At 67.5% G+C, this 20,853-nt stretch carries 14 protein-coding genes, 1 other RNA gene and 1 pseudogene; 15 read left to right on the forward strand and 1 reads right to left on the reverse strand.

Annotated elements, in window-relative coordinates; all coding sequences use genetic code 11:
* Positions 1-26 precede the first annotated feature (26 nt).
* The 14 genes and pseudogenes from ACN6LB_RS25930 to ACN6LB_RS25995 all read left to right on the forward strand — a co-directional run bounded on the left by ACN6LB_RS25930 (position 27) and on the right by ACN6LB_RS25995 (position 18,388).
* Positions 27-866: an AraC family transcriptional regulator gene (locus ACN6LB_RS25930; protein WP_445028018.1), complete on the forward strand. Its 840-nt coding sequence runs from the start codon at positions 27-29 to the stop codon at positions 864-866.
* Positions 867-948: 82 nt separating this feature from the next.
* A pseudogene (locus ACN6LB_RS25935) lies at positions 949-1,665 on the forward strand (DMT family transporter); the annotation flags it as partial.
* A gap of 118 nt (positions 1,666-1,783) precedes the next feature.
* An RNA gene (gene rnpB, locus ACN6LB_RS25940) (RNase P RNA component class A) lies at positions 1,784-2,189 on the forward strand.
* A gap of 600 nt (positions 2,190-2,789) precedes the next feature.
* The gene (locus tag ACN6LB_RS25945; RefSeq protein WP_445028019.1) at positions 2,790-3,410 is read left to right on the forward strand and encodes a hypothetical protein; all 621 of its coding nucleotides are present in this window, start codon (positions 2,790-2,792) and stop codon (positions 3,408-3,410) included.
* Positions 3,407-4,354 carry a hypothetical protein gene (locus ACN6LB_RS25950; protein WP_445028020.1) on the forward strand — a complete coding sequence of 316 codons (948 nt, stop codon included), beginning with the start codon at positions 3,407-3,409 and terminating at the stop codon, positions 4,352-4,354. The genes ACN6LB_RS25945 and ACN6LB_RS25950 overlap by 4 nt, the downstream gene beginning before the upstream one ends.
* On the forward strand, positions 4,351-6,099 hold the full coding sequence (locus ACN6LB_RS25955) for an AAA family ATPase (RefSeq protein ID WP_445028021.1): 1,749 nt from the start codon (positions 4,351-4,353) through the stop codon (positions 6,097-6,099). Before ACN6LB_RS25950 ends, ACN6LB_RS25955 begins: the two co-directional genes overlap by 4 nt.
* Before the next feature lie 95 nt (positions 6,100-6,194).
* Positions 6,195-6,455 carry a multiubiquitin domain-containing protein gene (locus ACN6LB_RS25960; protein WP_445028022.1) on the forward strand — a complete coding sequence of 87 codons (261 nt, stop codon included), beginning with the start codon at positions 6,195-6,197 and terminating at the stop codon, positions 6,453-6,455.
* A 4-nt stretch (positions 6,456-6,459) separates the two neighbouring features.
* Positions 6,460-6,867: an E2/UBC family protein gene (locus ACN6LB_RS25965; RefSeq protein ID WP_445028023.1), complete on the forward strand. Its 408-nt coding sequence runs from the start codon at positions 6,460-6,462 to the stop codon at positions 6,865-6,867.
* Between the two features lie 4 nt (positions 6,868-6,871).
* A complete protein-coding gene (locus tag ACN6LB_RS25970; RefSeq protein WP_445028024.1) occupies positions 6,872-8,188 on the forward strand; it encodes a HesA/MoeB/ThiF family protein in 1,317 nt (438 codons plus the stop codon).
* Between the two features lie 597 nt (positions 8,189-8,785).
* Positions 8,786-10,039, forward strand: coding sequence for a hypothetical protein (locus ACN6LB_RS25975; protein WP_445028025.1), 1,254 nt, complete (start codon positions 8,786-8,788; stop codon positions 10,037-10,039).
* A gap of 374 nt (positions 10,040-10,413) precedes the next feature.
* Positions 10,414-13,935: a HelD family protein gene (locus ACN6LB_RS25980; protein WP_445028026.1), complete on the forward strand. Its 3,522-nt coding sequence runs from the start codon at positions 10,414-10,416 to the stop codon at positions 13,933-13,935.
* Between the two features lie 153 nt (positions 13,936-14,088).
* A complete protein-coding gene (locus tag ACN6LB_RS25985) occupies positions 14,089-15,747 on the forward strand; it encodes a hypothetical protein (RefSeq protein WP_445028027.1) in 1,659 nt (552 codons plus the stop codon).
* Positions 15,744-16,346 carry a hypothetical protein gene (locus ACN6LB_RS25990; RefSeq protein ID WP_445028028.1) on the forward strand — a complete coding sequence of 201 codons (603 nt, stop codon included), beginning with the start codon at positions 15,744-15,746 and terminating at the stop codon, positions 16,344-16,346. Before ACN6LB_RS25985 ends, ACN6LB_RS25990 begins: the two co-directional genes overlap by 4 nt.
* Complete coding sequence (locus ACN6LB_RS25995) at positions 16,343-18,388, forward strand: Hsp70 family protein (RefSeq protein WP_445028029.1); 2,046 nt, start codon at positions 16,343-16,345, stop codon at positions 18,386-18,388. The genes ACN6LB_RS25990 and ACN6LB_RS25995 overlap by 4 nt, the downstream gene beginning before the upstream one ends.
* A gap of 113 nt (positions 18,389-18,501) precedes the next feature.
* On the opposite strand, the gene ACN6LB_RS26000 is transcribed toward ACN6LB_RS25995, so the two are convergent.
* Positions 18,502-18,864, reverse strand: coding sequence for a hypothetical protein (locus ACN6LB_RS26000; protein ID WP_445028030.1), 363 nt, complete (start codon positions 18,862-18,864; stop codon positions 18,502-18,504).
* 503 nt (positions 18,865-19,367) lie between these two features.
* On the opposite strand from ACN6LB_RS26000, the gene ACN6LB_RS26005 reads away from it, so the two are divergent.
* Positions 19,368-20,762, forward strand: coding sequence for a TIGR02677 family protein (locus ACN6LB_RS26005; protein ID WP_445028031.1), 1,395 nt, complete (start codon positions 19,368-19,370; stop codon positions 20,760-20,762).
* Positions 20,763-20,853: the final 91 nt, after the last annotated feature.

A 20,853-nucleotide genomic window follows, 5' to 3' on the forward strand; every position in this document is an offset into this window, starting at 1 on the left:
ACGGGCCCGAGCCGGGGGAGGCGCACGTGACCGCACGCGAAGAGGCCCGCTGGGCCCGCACCACCCTCGGCCGCGGCGGCCGCCCCCTCTACCTCCTGACCGCCCGCTTCGACCAGCACCGTTACGCGCCGCACGCCCACGAGGAGTTCACCGTCGGTATCTGCGTCGGCGGCGCCGAGATCATCGACTACCGCGGCGGCCGCATCCGCACCGGCCCGGGCTCGATCGTCGTCATGGCCCCCGGCGAGGTGCACACCGGCGGCCCGGCGCTGCCCGGCGGATACGCCTACCAGGCCCTGTACCCGGAGGCGTCCCTCCTCACCGAGGGCACCCTCGGCGTCCCGCACTTCCGCGAGCCCCTTCTCGACGACCCCGAGCTGGCCACCGCCCTGCGCACCGCCCACACCGAACTGAGCGCCTGCCCCGACCCCTTGGAGGCCGAGTCCCGCATCCCGTGGCTGCTCACCGCCCTGGCCCGCCGCCACTCCACCGCCCGCCCGATGTGCGACACGATCCCGGGCGCGGCCTCCATAGCGCTCACGGTGCGCGACCGCCTCTCCGACGAGTTGCTGGCCCCACCATCGCTCGCCGCCCTGGCGGCCGACCTGGGCCTGTCCCGCTACCAACTGCTGCGCGCCTTCCGTACGACGATGGGGCTGCCGCCCTACGCCTGGCTCGCCCAGCACCGGGTGAACCGGGCCCGCCCGCTCCTGGAGGCCGGCCTGCGTCCGGCCGAGGTCGCGGGCCTCGTGGGCTTCGCCGACCAGGCACACCTCACCCGCTGGTTCCGCCGCGTACTGGGGGCGACCCCGGCGGCGTACCGCAACAGCGTCTACCGCAACAGCGTTCAAGACACCGGCCGCTGACCCGGCCGAAACTGTCCCCATGACTGCACGCGGCTGGGTTCTGTTCTCCCTGATGGGAGTCCTCTGGGGCATCCCCTATCTGATGATCAAGGTGGCGGTGGACGGGGTCTCCCCGTCGATGGTCGTCTTCGCACGCTGTGCGCTCGGCGCCGCACTCCTGCTCCCCTTCGCCGTACGGCAGGGGGGACTGACCGGCGTCATCCGAGCCCACTGGCGCCCGATGCTGGCCTTCGCCTGCATCGAGATCATCGGCCCCTGGTGGACCCTGACGGACGCCGAACGCCACCTCTCCAGCTCGACGGCGGGCCTGCTGATCGCGGGTGTCCCGATCGTGGGAGTGGCCCTGGCACGCTTCTTCGGCGACACGGAACGGCTGGGCGCGCGCCGCACCGTGGGGCTCGCCCTGGGCCTCGGCGGCGTCGCGGTCCTCACGGTGCCCCACCTGACCGGCGGCGACGCCCGCTCCCTGCTGGAAGTACTGATAACGGTCCTCGGCTACGCCACCGCACCCTTGATCCTCACCCGCTACCTGAAGCAGGTCCCCACGCTCCAGCTGATAGCCCCCTGCCTGCTCCTGTCGGCACTCGTCTACGCCCCCGCGGCCGCGGCAACCCGCCCCTCCTCCATCCCCTCCACCTCGGTCCTGGCGTCCCTGGCCGGCCTGGGTGTCATCTGCACGGCCCTCGCCTTCGTCGTCTTCCTCGAACTGATCCGCGAGGCCGGCCCGACCCGGGCGGTCGTCTTCACGTACGTCAACCCCGCCGTCGCCGTGGCAGCGGGCGCGACCTTCCTGGACGAGCGCCTGACCCCTGGCGTCCTGGCCGCCTTCGCCCTGATCCTGGCGGGCTCGTTCCTGGCGACGGCGGCCTCGGGCCCGGGCAGAGGCGCACGCCCGGTACGATGGTCAACACGGCAGACGAGCCGGGCGGACGGCCGCGTGGACTCCCCCTAGTGGGGTGCTCCCCGAGGAACGTCCGGGCTCCACAGGGCAGGGTGATGGCTAACGGCCACCCGGGGTGACCCGCGGGACAGTGCCACAGAAAACAGACCGCCAGGGATCTCGATCCCTGGTAAGGGTGAAACGGTGGTGTAAGAGACCACCAGCGCCTGAGGCGACTCAGGCGGCTAGGTAAACCCCACCCGGAGCAAGGTCAAAAGGAAACACCCCGGTGTTTCTGCGCGGACGTTCGAGGGCTGCCCGCCCGAGTCCGCGGGTAGACCGCACGAGGCCGGCGGCAACGCCGGCCCTAGATGGATGGCCGTCTCCCCGGCCGCCGCGAGGCGCCCGGGCGACAGAACCCGGCGTACAGCCCGACTCGTCTGCCGCTACCTGCGCTTTTGCCTGGGGAAGGGCCTCTGACCTGCGGCGGAGGCCCTTTCTGATCTTTCGGATGCTTGCTGCGTTACGCGGCGGAAAGTCCCTCGGAAGTCCCTCGGACAGCGCTGAAAGTCCCTGAAAAGTCCCTGGAGTGAGGGAGGGGGAGAGGGCTTCTGAGCTGGCCGTTCGCGACAGTCGCCGACGGGGGGCTTGGCTCGGCCGGATTACGCGGCCCCGACGTTGACCGTCGTGTCAGTCCGCACGGCCCACTCGGCGTGGGCTGCGGTGAGCCGAAGGTACGTCGTGCGGAGGCTCCTCCAGCTGTCTGGCTACCGCTTCAATGAACTCGTCCAGTTGGTCCGGATCCATTGGCGGCCTACATGCCGGCAGCCAGCCCAAGGAACCGCCACGAACCAGACGGCGGCTGGCTACGACGTGCCCCTTCTCGCCATTTCGCCTCTACCTGCTGCGGCCTGGCTTCGTGACTACTGATTCGCAGGGGAACAAACTGAGGTAGAGGGGTGCCGCGCGCACGCGTGATGCGCGGCCAAAGAATCTTCCGGAGAGGGGGTTGCGGTCGCCGCCTTCCGACCGACGTACGAGTGATGGACGACTCTGGGACGGACACTGAAGCCGACGGACTGCTGCTGCGCTGGCGGGAGGGTCGGCTCGACGCGTTTGAGCTCTTTACAGCGGTCCGTGGTGCGATGTACCAGGGCGCCCGACGTGGGATTCACTCGATCACCTCCGCCGTTCCAGACCCCCGTGATGTCGAGGAAGCTGTCTGCGAGGCGTTTGAGCAGTTGAGGAAGAAGGACCCCGCTGATGTGTCGTCGGTCACCGGGCTGGCGAAGATGATTGCTCTCCGACGGGGGCAGGACATCGGCAGGGGTGTCGTGCGCGAGCGTGAAGGGATCAAGGGGTTCCTTGCTGACCCGGTAGCCATGGCCGCGGTGAAGTTCCATGACGACGATGCGCGAGCTGCGGAGGAAGACGAGCGTGTAGTCGCCCTGGCCAAAGGATGCCTTGGGTTTCTGACCGGTGAGCAACGCGATCTGGTCGTAGAGACGATCATGGGAGAGGAGCTCTTGTCCGACTGGGCGTTCCGCAACGGCAAGACACACCAAGCAGCGAGTCGGCAGCGAAGGCGCGCCATCGAAGCGATCAGACGCTGCGTCGAATCGAAGCGCAGCAGAGGAACCACAGGATGGGAGGCGGCACAGTGACTGACAACGAGGAACTGGATAACCGGAACGACGCGCTTATCGAGGAGTACCTACTGTTCCTGCGCGGCCTCGGCCCTCAGCCGGACCTGTCGGATCTTCCGCCGAGCCGTCGAGAGGTGATCACGGGCCAGTTCGAGATCGTGAGGGCGTTGGCCGACCGGGATCCGGAACTCCCACCTATTGAGGAGGATCCCGTTGCCCGGCGATTGGGCTTGGTGGCGGATGCATCGTCCGCTCCTCTGCTCATGGCTGCCCAGCCGACTCCGCGGGCCTCGGGCGGAGTAGCGGATGAACCGCTTAAGGACTCGCTCGAGGAGGTGGCCTTTCGGTTTCGAGGCCGTATCTCGATGGAGTTCCACCCCGCATGGTCGCCGGAGGTGCCGCAGGGCATGCGGGCGTTTGCGCAGTGCGCTGTGCTGGCGGAAGCGGTAGCGGTCCTCGTGGGTGATACCGACACATGGTCGAGCACACCGGAGGGACTCGGGCGGTTCTTTAACCTGTACGCCGACATCTCAGCGATCTGTGTCACTTCTGCTGACGCCGAGCGGGCTGTCGTTCTCTCGCCTGCCGATGTGACGCGCTCGATCAGTCCGGTGCTTGGGTGGCTCGACCCTCACAGCTCGATTTTGCCGGAGCCTCTGGGGCTCGCCTTGGGACGGTTCTTCGAGCGGCGCCTGCCGCGCTGGGACCGGGTCGCCGATTTTGACGTGTTGCCGGACACGGCAGCTCTCGATGCCGTGGCGAGGGAGGTGACTGAGGCACAGATCGCACAGGCTCTTCGTGCGAAGCCTCGGCTCGAATACAAGAAGGAAGGTCAGCTTGCACTTGGCAACGTCGATGCGGCGGAACTCGCCACCCTCGTAGTGAGCGTGCAAACGGGCGGCCTGATGTCAGATGACTTCGTAGATCATCTGGCGGAGATGGCGGGGGCTGCCGCATCGTGATCCGACGCATTCGCCTGAGCCATTGGCGAGCCTACGAGACGCTGGACCTGGAGCTCAGCCGCCCGGTCACGTTCTTCGTCGCTCCGAACGGTGTCGGCAAGACGTCGCTGGTCGAGGCCGTCCGATGGGGTCTGCTCGGCACTCCCTCGGCCCGTCGCCTCGGCCAGGCGGTCCGCGTCGGCCACGATTCGGCGACAGTGTGCCTGGACTTGATGCTGGCGGACACTGAGGTGCAGCTGACCAGGTCTGTCAAGCGCAGCGGCGCCGCTCGCTTCGTTGCCAACGCCAATGGCATGGCAATCGATGAAGAGGCCTACGCGGAACTCCTGCGCCGTGCTTGGGGTGCTGATCCCGGACTTCTCGACGCCCTGGTTTTCGGCGTCGGGGCGAAGGGGGAAGCCACAGGCTTTCCGATCAAAGATCACCTCGCCGATGTTTTCGGCATCACACCTATGCTGCAGGCTGCCAAGGCGATCAATACGCGGAGGTCCGAGCTTGCGGCGAAGATCAAGACTCTGCGCGATGACTTGAGCGGGACCGACGAGGCCATCGCGTCGTTGACCGAGACGGTCTCGCGGTTGGATACGGAAGTGTCCGGGATCGCGGATCAGCGACAGGCCGCGGAGGCCTTGGCGCACCGGCTGGAACCGGCAGCAACTCTCGCGCAGGCATGGAGCGACTACCGGCAGAACGCTCGTGCCTTCCACGAGCAAGTACAGCGGCTTGTCGCGCGCATGGCCGGTTCCATCGATCTCGGCGATCAGGATCCGAGGGCTGCGATCGCCAATAGCGAGCGCGCTGCCTCGAGCGAGCTCGAGTCCAGCCTGGCGGCCACGTCGGCGGCAGAGGTTCGAGCAGCGCGTGCAGCATCGGCTGCTGAGGTCCTTGCGTCTGCCACGGATCAGTGTCCGACCTGCCTTCGCCCGCTGACGCTGGCCGAACGCGAGGCTGCGGCCTCCGCGCATGGCGGTGTGGACCACGCCGCGCACGCCGAGATTGAACAACGTGTACGCGACACCGCGCAGGCTCGCGAGCGGCTGATCGCGATTACCGGTTTTCGCGACGCCCTCAATGCGCTGCACACCCCGCCTGAACCGGTCGGCGACGATCCTGGCGCAGAAGCAGTCACCGAGCTGGCCGAAGCGCGGCAACGTCTCTCAGATCTCGCTGAACGCCATGGCGATGCGGCAGCTCGACTCGGAACAGCTAGAAGCGAGCTGGTGAGACTACGGCAAGCCGCACGAGATCAGTCCACCCTCATTGCAGCCGCGCGCGAAGACATGGTCATGGAGGTCAGCGAGAAGACCATCCACAAGCTGGCCGATCGCTACCTGACGGACTACATCGAACCGATCGCGCACGAGGTCGGCCGCCGCTGGAAGCTCGTGTTCGGCACCGACGGACTGCATTTCGACGCCGATGGAAACCTCACCATTCCCCACGGAGACGCCACGCTGACGGTGGGCGACCTGAGCGGCGGCGAACGGTCCACCGCTCTGCTCGTGACGCGACTGCTGCTGGCGAGTTCGGTTGCATGTGCCTCGACCGTGTGTTTCGACGAACCACTTGAGCATCTTGATCCGCGCCGCCGCGCCGCAGTCGCCCAGACCTTGGTGTCGGCCGTCCAAGCGGGCACCGTAGGGCAAATCCTCATCACGACCTACGAAGAACGGCTGGCACGCCGTCTGGCGAGCGCCGCACCGGACGTCGTGGAGCTGACCTACGCCGCTACAGGTTCGGCTTGAAAAATTCTTGCGTGAAGGGGGTTGCGGACGGCTTGCCGCCAGCGACTAGGAGGTGAAAGCCCGCATCCGGCGGGTCGATCCTTGGAGGCCCCGCAATGGCAGCCGCAGACAGTCAGACCGAGACAGACCACACCAAGCACCCCACTTTCGTCTTCGCGGTCGACGGTGTGGAATACACCCACGACAGGCCGACGATCACCGGTGCACAGATCATGGCGATGGCTGGCATCAACCCGGCCGACGGCCTGGTCCAGATCCTGCCGGACGGAACCCGCATCACGATCACGCCCGACGAGACAGTCCGCCTCGTGCCCGGAGCCCAGTTCAAGCGTCGTCCCCGCTTCAAGCGAGGCTGATCGCGTGTCCGTGTCCGAAAGGCTCGCCGAACGCCTGGCGCAGGAGGAAGAGCTGCTGCGTCAGGCGTTCCCGAACGCCACCATCGATCCAGAGGCCCTCGTCGTCGCGCTGCGAGACCACCCGCTGCCAGCGGGCTGGTCCCACGCCGATACCGACGTCCTGTTCGCCATCCCCGCGAACTACCCAGCTGGTCAACCGGACAACATTTGCGCCCGCCCGGACCTGACCCTGGCTGGCGGCGCGACGCCCGGTAATAGCCAGGGCATACAGCAGCACGCCGGGCGCTCCTGGCTGCAGTTTTCGTACCACATCGACCCGAACGACTGGCACCCCCACGTAGACCCCGCACAGGGCAGCAACCTTGCGGACTACCTGGCCGGCGCTCTGTCCCGTTTCGAGGAGGCGAGCTGAACCGATGAGCACTCTGAAGTTCACGCGGCCCGAGCACTGGGAGCGCATCGAGCAGCATCTGGCCGAAGCGCGCGGCGAGCGATTCGCCTTTGCCTACACCAAGCTGCTGCACAACGGCGAGAGCGGTCCCGTCCTTGAGGTCGTCGACATCGCGCTCATTGGCGACGAGGAGATCGAGCCGAACCACGATGGCTGGCGTCTGGCCGACAGGGCGCTCGATCGCATCCACAACCAGGCGGTCGCCACCGGACGCGGTCTCGTCGAATTTCACAACCACCGGCTGGAGCCACCACGATTCTCGGCCATCGATGAGCGTGCGCTCGCTGAGATGTCGCCCTACGCGGTCGACCTGCTGGGCGGGACACCCTACGCGGCTGCAGTGTGGGCGCAAGGAACGGTCCGTGCCGACTGGTGGCGCCCCGGCACCGACGGCGAGCTCGAACGTAAGCCATTCGACACGGTCACCGTGGTTGGCGACCACATCAAAGTGCTCAACGCGCCGCCTGTCACCGACACCCGGTTCACCCGCCAGATCCCGCTCCTCGGCCCCCTGGCTCAAGCGGCCGTCGCCGCCTTGCGCGTGGCGGTCGTCGGCGCCGGAGGCACCGGATCACACGTCGCTCTCGGGCTCGCCTACCTCGGCTTCCGTAATGTCATCGTCCTCGACGACGACCTCGTCGAGACAACCAACCTGAACCGTCTCGTCACCGCCGACCACGCCGATGTCGGCAGCCCGAAAACGGTCGTCACGCGCCGCCGCATGCGCTCGATCGACCCGACAGCCGAGGTTCAGATTCTCCCCGGGCTCACACCCGCAGGGGAACATCCCGAGCTCCACGACGTCGACCTGCTCATCAGTTGCGTCGACCACGACGGCCCGAGGCACCGCCTCAACCAGATTGCCATCGACACAGGTACCCCGCTTCTCGACATCGCCACCGGCGTCGATGACCATCAGCAGCCTGTCGCGCTCGGCGGCCGGGTCTTCTTCATGCTCCCCGGCGCCGCGTGCCTGGCATGCCTGAACGAACTCGACTCGGCGGAGATCTCGCGCTGGGCCAAACCGGACCACCAGCAAGCAGTCGACCGCCTACACGGGTACGGAACCGGTGTTGCTAACCCCTCGGTTGTCTACCTGAACGGGCTGACCGTCTATGCAGCGCTCGCCGAGCTCGGCGCATGGATCTCAGGTGCCCGCGAGCCAGCACGATGGCTCGATATCGACCTGTTCGGAGCTGTGAAGTCTCCAGGCACACAGGTCGGACCTCGCCAGATACCAGAACGTGTTCCCGGCTGCATCGACTGCGGGTACGACAAGTGAGGGGATCTTGCGATGGGGTGCGCAGGGTTTCATCGCAGCCGGCCACCGTCCAGTTCATGGTGGTTCGTTGGGCGGTTGGGGGCGGAAGCATGACGGGCATGGGCTTCCAAGAGCATGTCGGTTTTGACGCACCGTGATTTGCCTGGAACAGCTCCGGGGGTGCTCAGTGCTGAGCCCTGCCGTTTAGCTGCCTTGTGCCCGGTTGCTCGCCGTATTGCCCCGTGTGCGGCACCAGGGGGGAGCAGCGTTCCTGCTCGTCTCGCAGCCGTCGGTAGCGGGCCCGACGGTGACGACCTTGAGGCCTCGGGTTCGAATCTCGAAGGCCGCTCCACGAAGGGCCAGATTAGACCTCCGCTGACCCGGGCATTTTCCTTCCATGATCGGGTCTCGCTGCCTCTGACCGGCCCGAGAGCCGCCGCTCGGGGGAGTCGGTCGACAAGCGTGCAGACCAGTGGACGAGCGTAGTCACAAGTACTGGCCTCTCGCGCCGGAGGCGAAGGGGCTGCGGGTCTGTGTCTCTCGGGCTGTCGACAGCAACGCTGTTGGGGCGCCACAAACCGGGCGGGCCGAGCTGGCGACTGGTGAAGAATCAGCCGGATGGACAACGAGATTCAGCTCATCAGCGACGGTGACGGATTGACGCTCATCGGGAGCGAGACGGATGTCGAACTCTTCGTCGTCTCGGAGGGACTGTCGTCGAAGGACCTCGGCCTGCGACGGCTCAAGTCCGTCGCAGGTACCGGGGCTGCGGTCGCGCAGGCAGGTTCGGACCTTGCCGCCGAATCCGCTTGTTGGGTGAAGCTGACCCGAGAGTCGGCACAGGTCGTCAAGAAGTACGGGCTGAGGGAAAGCTCGAAGACGGGTCTCATGACAGGTGCGGTGAAGGGGCCCAAGGGCCAGATCAGGGGATTCGTCGAAATCGCGAGCGGACCTCGATCGCTTCTGGGCAACCCAGCGCTTCTCGTTCATGCTGCGGGCATCATGGCCCAGCTCGCGATGCAGCAGACCATGGACGAGATCACCGACTATCTCGCCACGATCGACGAGAAGGTCGACGACGTGCTCCGCGCTCAGGAGGACGCCGCGCTGTCGGACATGATCGGAGCGGAACTCGTGATCGAGGAAGCCATGGCCATCCGGGAGCAGGTGGGCCGGGTCTCCGAGATCACGTGGTCGAAGGTGCAGGCCACGCCGGGGACGATTGCGACGGCCCAGGTGTACACATTGCGTCGACTCGACGCACTCGCGGAAAGGATGGAGCGCAAGGCTAAGATCGGTGATCTCGCCGAGGCAGCCAAGGTAGCCGAATCCAAGGCTCAGCAGTGGCTCGCTGTGCTGGCTCGATGCTTCCAGCTGCAGGACGCGATCGCCGTACTCGAACTCGACCGGGTGCTGGACGAGGCTCCGGAGGAGCTGGACCGCCACCGCCTCGGGATTCGGATTGCCCGGCAGAATCGGCTGGATCTCATCTCGCGGAGCACTGAGCGTCTGGTGGCCCAGATGAACGCAGCCGCCGACGCGGCCAACGCGAAGGTGCTGCTGCACCCGACCAAGTCCCCGGCCGTGGTTCAGTCGAGCAACCATGTCGTGACCGGCGTCCATGACTTCCACGGACGGCTCGGGATCGAGTCTGGTCGTCAATCGTTGGAGACGAGACGATGGGCGGTCGCCGCGGCGGCGGTGAGGGACAAGGCGCTTGAGACAGGAGCGAAGGGCGTCGGTGCCGCCCGAAGCCTCGGCAACGAGACCCTCGACCGGGCCAGCTCGGTAAAGGGCAAGCTCTCCAGCGGGATCGCCGAGCGAGCTCGCCGTCGGCGCGGGGACGAGGCGGGAGGCGACGAAGAAGGCTGAGTTAGCGCGAACCGACAGCGCCCTCAAACTGCGAAGAGTCCCACTACCGTGGAGGAACCGGCCGTGAGCGTTTCCGCTTCGGCGCCGGAGTCGGAGACTTGGCTCTTGATGTCCAGGAGGGAGGAGAGCGTCCAGCTTCTCGAGGGCGCGCGACCTGCCAGCCTCGCCAAGGCCTCGCTCGCCCGGAGGTCTCCAGATTCCTTGTGCCTCAAGCCGACCACGACAGGGCTGTGAAGTCCGCTCTCGTAGGGAGTCGGGCAAAGGCGAATCCTCCTGCAGCGGCCCGGAGCCACGATCACCGCGCGCTTACAGTAGGAGCGTCCATCGTGCTGCCGACCCGTTGTGTTGCATACGGCAGGAGGGGAAGAACGAGGATGTCGAAGCGCACTCGACGCGCAGCCGTGCTCGCTGCTGAACAGCGTGCGGTCGACCACGCGTATTCCTGCCTGGAGCGGGCCCGGCAGGAGGCGTCCGAGCTGAGCGGCCTTGACGTCGCAGCCAGCGGCAAGGACTCTATCGACGCCCGGCGGACCTGGGAGCGGGAGCTGTCGGCCCTCGACATCGGAGGCAAGTCCCTCGTCTTCATGAGGACCGATGTCGACGAGGGCGAGGGACGGGAGACGTTCTACGTTGGGCGCCGCCTGGTGCGCGACGAGCAGCTGAATCCTGTTGTGGTCTCCTGGAGTTCACAGGCCGCGGTGAACTGGCGGCTGACCAACGAGCAGGAACCGGGGCAGGTGCTGCTGTTGCGTCAGATCATCTGTGATCAGCAGGCGGTCAAGCGCTATCTCGATCTCCACGGATCGGAAGCGGAACCCACGGTGGTATCAGCGATACCAGTCACTAGCGACGTGCCGGAAAGGGTGGCTGAGGAACCGGCGTGGCGTGATCCCCTCCTCGACGAGATGGACCGTGCGCGCGACGGCTCGATGCACGACATCGTCGAGACCATCCAGCGGGAACAGCTCCGGCTCGTGGCGGAGGAGCCTGCGGGCGCACTCGTGATCCAGGGCGGTCCGGGCACGGGTAAGACGGCGGTCGGCCTGCACCGCGTGACCTGGCTGCTGGACAACAAGCACCGGACAGCCAAGGAAATCCTCGTCATCGGCCCCAATCGGGGATTCCTCGACTACGTGGGCGTCACTCTGTCCGAACTTGGCAGCGATGACGTGTCGATGCTCGAACTGCCCGCGCTCTGGTCGGCGGCAGCGTCGCCCCGAGATCCCCGTCAGGTCGCCGCGTTGAAGGCCGATCCGAGGATGGCTGAGGTGCTGCGCAGGGCCGTCGACTGCGAGACGACGAGCTCGGCGGAACGGTTGACCGCACTCGTGGGTGGGCCGGTCTTCACCTTCGAGCTGAACCGCCGCGAAGTCGTAGTCCCTGTGGAGGAGATAGCGGAGATCGCTGGTGCGGCGCTGGCCGGCGACAGTCCGTACCAGGTGCGCCGGGAGCGGTGCGTACAGCGGATCACGCAGCACCTGACCGATGTCTACGTCGGGCTGCTGCCCGGCCCGGCCGACATCGACTACCTGGCCGAGACGGCCAGGGCCCGCCCCGTCGTACGCCTCCTCAAGCGGATCTGCCCCAACCTTGCGGCCCAGGACGTGCTGCGGGGCCTGTTCTCCGGCGGGGCCGCCCTCGGCCGTGCCGCCGAGGGCATTCTGTCGGCCGCCGAACAGGACCTGCTCGCCGCACCCCGCCCGGGAGCCGGTCCAGGTAGCCGCGCGGCGCGCTCGCGGACCGAGCCGAGCCGCGAAGACCTGGTCCTTCTCGATGAGTTGGAGTACGTACTGGGCGGACGCCCCCAGAAGGTGTACGGGCACCTGGTCATCGACGAAGCACAGGACGTCACGCCGATGGAGGCCAGGGCCCTGGCTCGTCGCTGCCCCAGCGGTTCGATGACGGTGCTCGGCGACCTCGCGCAGTCGACCGGGCCCTACCTCCACCAGGACTGGGACGGGCTCGGGAAGGTGCTCGCCGGTCGGGACGGATGGCGGGTCACCCAGCTGCTCACGGGGTTCCGCGTACCGGGAGAGGTCATGAACTTCGTGGCCCGGCTGGGCGAGCACTGCGCGCCTGGCGTGGCAGTGCCCGACTCGGTGCGCGACACGGGCACGGACGTCGCCGTGGTCCAGGGGGCGGAGGTGAGCACTCTGGCCGCCGCGGCCGTGGCACGGCTACGGGCGAGCGCGTCGGACGGAGCAGATGAACGCTCGATTGGCGTGATCGTGCCGCCGGGCGGCAAGTGGGTCAGCGACATGGTGCGCGCGCTCGGTCCGGAGAGTCTCGGGAGCCTTGCCGTCCTCCCCCCGGCTGAGGCGAAGGGCCTCGAATTCGACCACGTCGTCGTGGTGGAGCCTGCCGGGATCGTCGCAGACGAGTCCGTGGGCCTGAGACACCTATATGTCGCGCTGACGCGGTGTACCCAGTCACTGACCGTCGTCCACGCCCTTCCCCTACCCCCGCAGATCGGCGGCCCGGACCGGCTTCCCGCGCCCACTGCGGCATCCGTTCCCTCCCCGCGTGACGCGGAGGGCTCTACCGCGGATCCCGTGGCGAGCCTGTGCAGCCGGTACTTCGCTGACGGAACTCCGTGCACCCATTCCACTCACCACGCGGACAAGTGGTGCAGGACGGCCCCCTGCGGGGGCTTCCGTACCGCTGAACCGGTGGTCGTGGCCCCGCCCCGGCGCCTTGCCCCACTCGTCGGTGCACGGGACCAGGGCCGTCTCGACCTCGACGCGCGGCAGCGTGCCGCCATGCGGGTCAGCTCGGGGGCGTGCGGGGCCTTCGTCACACGGCACCGGGGCGGTCTGCGCGAAGCGGCGGTGGAATTGCACGCCATGCTGGTCCCGTTCGTCGAGCGGGCCCGGCACCTACGCGCCGCAGACGGCACCTGGGTGCTGGGCCTCGCGGGATTCCGCATCGTGCTCAGTCCCGAGGCTGACACGATCACGGGCTACGACTCGGCGCACGCGGAGCGGAGCTTCGTGCAGTTCGAGGCGGGCGTCGCGTCCCGGGTGGGCAAGGAAGCCCGGGCTGCGCGGAGATCGGTGCTGACCGAGTCGGTGCGGGAGAGCGGACCGCCGCTCGGTGCCGAGGAACTGGTCCGCCTGCTCGACGCAGGAGCAGTGCACGCCACCGCCTCGGCCTGCGCTGGATACGAGCGGGTGGGGCAGATCCGCGGCATGGCCGACGAAGTCTTCGTACACGAGATGCGTGGAGCGCTTGCCGATGATCTGCGGACCGCGGACATCGAGTTGTTCGAGACCTGCGTCATCGTCGAAGGCAGCCGCTTCCAGTGGCGGCTCTCGCCCGACGGCCGCTCCCTGCTTACCGTGCGCGAACCCGGTCCGGACTGCCGTAGACCGCCGGCCTTCCCCGACTCCCTCCCCGAGCCCCGAAGGGCGACCATGTTCACCACCGACCCGGCACCCCAACTCGTCGAAGAGGAGCGGGCGGAGGAGGAGCAGCCGGCCGAGGCGAGCAGCGGCCTGGAACGCCTGGTGGCCGCGCGCACGGCGGCGGTGCGGTCGGACCGGTCCCACGAAGCGCTCCGGCACCGCCTGCTTGCCGACCTCTACGACAGCGCGCCGGAGGTCGGGGAGACCGCCTTCGTGGACGCCTGGTGCACGCGGGCTGACGGCACCGTGCTCTTCGACGTACTGGGGAGTGAGGAATGCACATACCCGTCTATCCGAGAGTCGGTGCTCCACCTCATGGAGGTGTCCCATCTGCGTACGGAGGGTCAAGCGCAGTTCCTCGTCGTTGTGTTGGGCGGCGAACCGGCGGAGCCATGGGTGGCCGACGCGGTCGACGGCGCCTTCAGTGTGCTCCTCGCCTGGCGCGCCGGCGGGACCTGGGCGGGGCCGGGAGCGCTGCACATCGTGTCCTAGCGAGGGCACTCCCGTCACCGCGAGAAGACCTGTCAAAATACGACGCAGGTTTCGAACGCGGGAGACAAGCGGGGGCGGATGGGGAACGAGGGCGCTTCGGCCGATCGGCTTGGCGGCGGATTCGGCGCGGGGGAACCGCCGATTACGGAGTCGATGACGCGCACTGAGATGGTCGAGGCGTGGCGGGCGCGGCGGTCCGCCCGCCGCTCTGCCGCGATCACCGGACCCGGGGGCGTGGTCGACGGATTCGCGTTGCGCAAGTGGCGCAGGGCCGGGGTCTTCGGTGCGGAGGCGGTGGCGCGTGTCGAGGACGTGCTGCGGGGGCTGTTGGAGTCCATGGACGCCGAGGACGAAATCCTGAGGTGGGCCGCCGACACCATTCGTGCGTGTCTGGACGGACAGCCGACACCTCAACTTCTCCCCGCCGTCAAGGCACTGCTCGAAGCCGCCGAACCGGGCCGGGCCGTCGAGCAGACGGCTGCCGTCCTCTCCGTCGTCCGCGAGGCCGGCCTGCCCTGGCTCTCCCCGGCCGGTGAGCGCCGCCTCGCGGTCATCGCGGGTGCGGACCCGGCGGCCGACCTCGGCGCGGATGACCTCCCTCGTGGTGCCGAGGAGGACTCCACTGGGGCCTTCGCGCTTCAGCAGGCCCTCGCTCGGAGGAACCTGGACGAGCTGACCACGCACGACCTGGGGGCAATCGTCCCCTGGGCACCCCTCGGCATCATCGACGACTTGATCGAGGCAGGCGTACTGGACCGCGGCCACCAGCCGTGGATCCTGCGGGCAGACGCCGGCGAACAGGGCTACCTGCTCGCCAGGCTCGCACCAGAGAAGACGGATGCCGCCCTCGCCCGCTCGCTCGGCTGGCACGAGCCCGGCGAGCGGGAGGCGTTCCTGGCCGGCGAGCCGGTCCAGCCGACGCCAGGCAGCCTCTACGACCTGCTCCTGCGCGTCACGGATGGTGAGACGGACGTCCTCAAGGAACTCGAGGAGCTGCTACCTCGTGAGCTGGTGCTTCGCCTGCGCAAGGTGCGGGATGGCGCCATGACGGGCTCCTGGGACCCGGACATCCCCGCTGACCGCGGGCTGTGGCGGCTGATGTGCGCACTGTGGGAGCCGAGGGCCGCAGTAACTCCGGCGCGCGGGCCGTTCTACGCCCTCGTGGCGCTGCGGCACGCCTACGACCTCATCTGCCAGGGCGAGAGGAAGAAAGCCCAGGCGCAGGTCGACAAGCTCGTCGATCATGAAGGCGCGTCAGCCGAGCACGCAGCCGAGGCATGGAACATGTTCTCCTACCTCGCCCTGCTCGATGACGATCTCGACCTCGCCTACGTCTCGCTGGCGCGCGTCGCCCGAACCGACCGGCGGGTCGAGGAGAACCTGGCTCTGCTGGACCGTCGGCGGGGGACGAAGCGCAACGATCGGGATCAGCCCGCCAATCCGTATCTGGAGCTGGGGCTGCCGCACAAGAGTGAGCAGTGGAAGCACCAGTGGCGCGAGCGCAGGCGGGCCGACCGGGATGACCTCGACCTGGCGGCGCAGGCCAACTGGGCGAAGCGGCGGATCGAGCAGGCCGAGCGGGCCGAGGACTGGTCCGACTTCTTCGTACTGCCGCTGGATCCCGCGGCCCTGCGACTGCCCACAGTGAGACCGAAGTCCCTGACGCCGCGGACCGCCGCGATGCCGCGCCGGACCACGCACCGGGCCGCCGCGGACCTCGCGACGGTACGTGACCGGGCGATCGCCGACCTTCTACCCACCCTGCTGACCGCGCCCCGGCGCCCCGATCACGACCACAGGACGACTTCATGAGCAGCAAGCCCGCAGGCCGCAAGAACAACCCGAGCACGGCCGGGCAGGCCAAGAAGCCCACGGGGCACATTCGCCGCAAGGAGAACCGGGAGTTCGCGGCAGACATGAAGCTGCGCACGCTCAGGCCGGAGGAGCTCCTTCACCCGGCGCAGCTCCTCGCCCGTTTCACCGAACGGGCCGCAGAGCTTATCGCGCAGCTTCCGCAGGACGTCCGTCCGACGCCCGCCACGGTCAACGCGGCGCTGCGGCAGGGCGTGCTGGAGGCATTCAGGACGCGGGACGAGCACATCGCGCGGTTGGTCGAGACCGACCTCCTTGCCAGCACTCCCGAGCAGGGGGCGAAGGCCATCCGCCGGGCGGTGCGCGCCTCGCTCGTCGACATGGGGGTCCGTGTAGTCGAGGAGGCCGACGAGCAGGAACTTTTCGTCGTCGTCGAGGGCGAAGGCGAGAGCTTCGAGCTGGTCCGGCCAGCCTACGTGGACCAGGCGACGGACAAGCTGCTGCTCGCCGGCCAACTGCGCCGCATCCCAGCCCCGAGGACCCTGTCGAAGCATGACGGGACCAGTGCGGTGGATGCGCGGGGAGACGACGCCAAGTGACCTCGACAGGAATCGACTTCGGTACCACCAACTCCGTCGTGGCCCAGTGGCAGGGCGACGACGCCGAGGTGCTGCCGCTCGATGCCCACCACATCGACGCCGACTGGCGGCGGCCGGGGTTCGAGCAGCTTTTCCCCTCGGTCGTGGGTGTCAGCTCGCTTCGGCGTGGCCCTCTGTTCGGCTGGGAGGCCAAGCTCCGCTCCGAGGAGGCGGCCGAAGCCTGCAAGCGGCTCCTCAAGAGCGACGAGTACGTGACCATCCAGGGCAGGCGCTTCGCGGCGACAACCGTCGCGGCGGGCGTCTTCACCGCCATGCGTGACGGCGCCCAGCACAACCTCACCGACATCGATCGCGCCGTCATCACTGTGCCCGCCAACGCGACTGGCGCCGCCCGGTACCGGACCAGGGCAGCTGCACGGTTCGCCGGCATCGAGGTCCAAGCCCTGCTCAACGAACCGACAGCGGCCGCCATCTCGTACGTCCACGACTTTCGCGAGGACTCCCAGATCCTGGTCTTCGACTGGGGCGGCGGCACGATCGACGTGACCGTGCTCGACTACTCGGACGGGTTCTTCGAGGAGCGCGCGTCACGCGGAGTGACGGAGCTCGGCGGTCTGGAGATCGACCGGCGGCTGCGCGAACTCGTCCTCGAACGAGCGCCCGCGCGCAGGACATGGACTCCGGCACAGGAGCGGCAGTTCCGCTTGGACGTGGAGCGGAACAAGATCCTGCTCTCCTCCCAGCCGTTCGTCACGGTGATCACCCCCGACGGCGTCGGCGTCGAGATCCACCAGGGCGAGCTGGAGGAGGCGATCGGCGACCTCGTCGACCGCGCCCTCGGGCCGGTGGAACAGTGCCTGAAGGACCTGCACATGGCCCCGCTCGACGTGGACGAGATCCTCATGATCGGCGGTACGAGCCAGATCCCCAGCGTGCGGACCGCGGTCGCCGAAGCACTACAGATGGAGCCCGTGCCCACCGAGCTGTGCGACCCGATGACAGCGGTCGCGCGCGGCGCGTCAATCGCGGCGGCGGTGCTCGCCGGTGAGACCGAGGGAGTCATCCAGGTCGCCACCAGCCATGCGCTCGGCACGATGGTCAAGGACTCCTCGGGACGCAAGCGGTTCAGCCAGATCATCCCCAGGAACTCACCACTGCCCTGGAAGGAGCGCAAGAGCTACACGCCGCACCAGGACCACGCGCGGAAGCTGTCCGTGGAGATCTGGGAGGGCGACCCGGACAAGGAGCTCGCCCACCGCGACAACGTGCAGCTCACCGAGCTCACCCTCACGTACCCCACGCCGCGGGTCCGCGACGAGTCCCGCTTCGACCTGGAGTACACGTACGACTCCAATGGTCTGCTCCACGTCAAGGCCACCCTGGAGCACACCGGCGAGGTTGTGGTCGACCAAGAGGTCGAGAGCTTCGGTTCGGGTGGCCCCACGCCCGAGGTCCGAGAGGAGCTGGATCGCCTGCTGAAGGGCAACTCGAATCCGGACCCCCTCAGGACGACCGCCGCGGCCGCAGGCGCCCACCCCGTTCCCACGCCTCCGAAGGCGCGACCGGTGACGCTCGACGGCCGCCCGCACACCCTGGTCGTCGACGGCTCCAACCTCGCCTGGATTGGTCATTCACCGGTCCGCCCGGGGGTCTACGAAGACGACGATCACCCGAGTTTCTCTCAGCTCCAGGCCGGGCGGGCGGCGCTGGCCAAGAAGTACCCCAAGGCCGACATTCATGTTGTGGTCGATGCCAGCTTCCGGCACAAGGTCGCGGACACGGAACGTGAAGCCGTGGAGGCCGCCCTCAGCAAGGGAGACATCATCCAGCCGCCAGCCGGTACCGAGGGCAAGGGCGACGCCCTCGTGGCGGTCATCGCCGACGACTCCGGTGCGATGGTCGTGACGAACGACAACTTCGAGGAACTGCAAGGCCGTTATCCGTGGCTTCGCGAGAAGGGCCGGGTTCTGGGCGCCACCTGCTCCAAAGAGGTCTGGTACTTCACCGAACGTACCTGCGTGGCGCCGCGGGGGCGGGGATAAGGAGGGAATCCGGCGTACAGCCCGACTCGTCTGCCGCTACCTGCGGCTTTGCCTTGGAGAGGGCCTCCGGTCTGCGATGGAGGCCCTCTCCGATCTTTCGGGGGCTTGCCGTGTTACGCGGCGGAAAGTCTCTCGGAAGTCCCTCGGACAGCGCTGAAAGTCCCTGAAAAGTCCCTGGGCTGAGGGGCAGGCTGGGCCCATGAACTGGGCGTTCGCAGACAGCCACTCCAGTCGAGCTCACCAGTTGTCTTGGCGCCGAGTTTCTCCTCGACCAGGCTCTTGAACTCCTGGTGGTGATCGTGCAGCCATGACAGGTACGAGAGTGCCTGGTTCACGACGTTTTGGTCGCGGGAGCGCTTGTATTCCACGATGACCGGCGTCCCGCTTTCATCCAGGCCCAGCGCGTCGATGCGGCCCCGGTGACGACTGGTGCGGTACTCGGTCACCAGGAAGCGGATGCCGAGCATCGCCTCCATGTTGGCCTCTATGAGATTCTGCAGACCGCGCTCCACTCCCACGCACGATCCGGGTATCTCGGTAGCCTGCCTGCCCCTCACCCTGAAGACCTTCAGGTCGCTCAGGTGTCTCCCCGGCTCTACTCGATCACTGCGAATGAACTATCGAAACCAAGGGGCACATATTCCGGTGACGCCGTGGACCCTCCGGCTGCGGCGACGATCCGACATAGAGCACGGCCGTCGTCCCAACTGGCTTTCCGGCACGCCAGCGAGGCGGCGTCCGCATGCATGGTGACGACGGCCTCCCCCGTGTGATCTGCCGAGGGAGGTCACGGTTACCAGGGGTTGACCACTCGCGGCGTGAGGGTTTCCCACTTGCAATGGCTGATGCGGTCAGGCGACCCGGAGCTAGCGCCGTGCTTCTTCCTGCTGCTGTCGGTCGTCGACCGGTTTCCGGGTTCTCCGGTGTGATTGTCAGTGGCAACTGTCAGGGTAGGAGCAGGAGATGTGGATGAGGGGCGGTGTCGGTGCTGCGGCGTGATGACTCGGGAATCGCAGAGTCGTTCGATATTGATTCGTTGACAGTGGGCGACCGGCTGAGACTGTTCAACTTCACCCAGCGTGATAACCGGGTCGCGTACTTGTGGGTGCTGCGGGCGATGAATGTGCTGCGGGCTGTGCATCAGGTTCAGGTCCACACCGATGACGTGGCGAAGGCCTTGAGTGAACTTGCGGCAGCGCACGACGAAGTACCGAGCCCTACGGACCTGAACCTGCGGGCCATGCTCGACAACCTCGCGGCTGAGGACGAACAGGTTCTCTACAAGGTGGAGGACGCGACGCGGTGCGGAAATCTGGCCGCTTACCGCAACCGTCAGTCGGTGTACCAGTTCACGGAGATCGGCTACCGCGTCTACAGCGCGGTGGAAGAGGTCATCGGGTCGCGAGTTCAGGACGCGAACCTGTCGCGGCTGGTCTTCGCCGACATCCTGGCGGATCTCAGATCCCTGGCTACCGCGAACCGTCAGGGCGACCAGGACGAGGTCTACCGCAAGCTCACCCGGCTCGACAGTGTGCTGGAGGACATGACTCAACGGGCAGCACGCTTCTATTTGACTCTCAACGACGTAGTGCGCACGACGGACATCTCCCCTGAGACATTCCTGCAGTACAAGCACGCCCTGCTGGCCCACATGAGCGAGTTCACGGCCGAACTGGAACGCTATACACCCCGCCTGGTTGAGGCCGTGCATGAGGTGGAGGACACCGGGGTGGAGACGCTGCTGGAGCGGGCCGCCGTGGTGGACGAACGGCCCATGATGCGCCCAGCTGCACGGCTGGAGGACTGGCGGCGGCGCTGGATGGGGCTGCGGCAGTGGTTCTTGGCCGATGGTGCCGGCGGGTCGAAGGCAGATCAGCTGCAGGGCGCCACCCGCACCGCGATCTCCGGAGTCATTGCCCTGCTGCGGCAGGTCACGGAGTCACGCAGAGGCGGTGTGAGCCGCACAACTCAGCTGAGGCATCTGGCAGCGTGGGCGGCTGCGGCACCGGATGAAAGGGCGGCGAACGCGCTGGTAGCCGCAGCGTTCGATCTGCGTTCCGTGCGCCACCTTTCAGGTGCGCACGACGATGACGACCAAATCTCGCCGCGCTCGACTTGGTGGGAGGCGCCAGGCGTGGAGATCAGCGTCAGCCTCTTCAAGCACGGCAAGCGGCCGGCACAGGGCGGTCCGCAGCCGGTGCGGAAGTCTCGGGGCGCGCACGCCCGTTTGCGGGAGGCCCAACTGGCGGAGCGTGCCGCGGACCGGAGCGCAGCGGAAACGCTCCTGGAGCACGGACCTCATGATCGGGTACTGAGCCAGGCGGAGACTCGCGCTGTGCTCAAGCTGCTGACTCGTGCCTTGGAGAGGGTCTGATGCAGGTTCGGGTGACAGGTTCGATCACGCGGCCTGGGGGGCCGGTGTGGTCATGACGATCTCGAATTCGACGGGGGTCAGCCGGCCGAGC

It is taken from the genome of Streptomyces sp. SAS_270, from assembly GCF_052543295.1.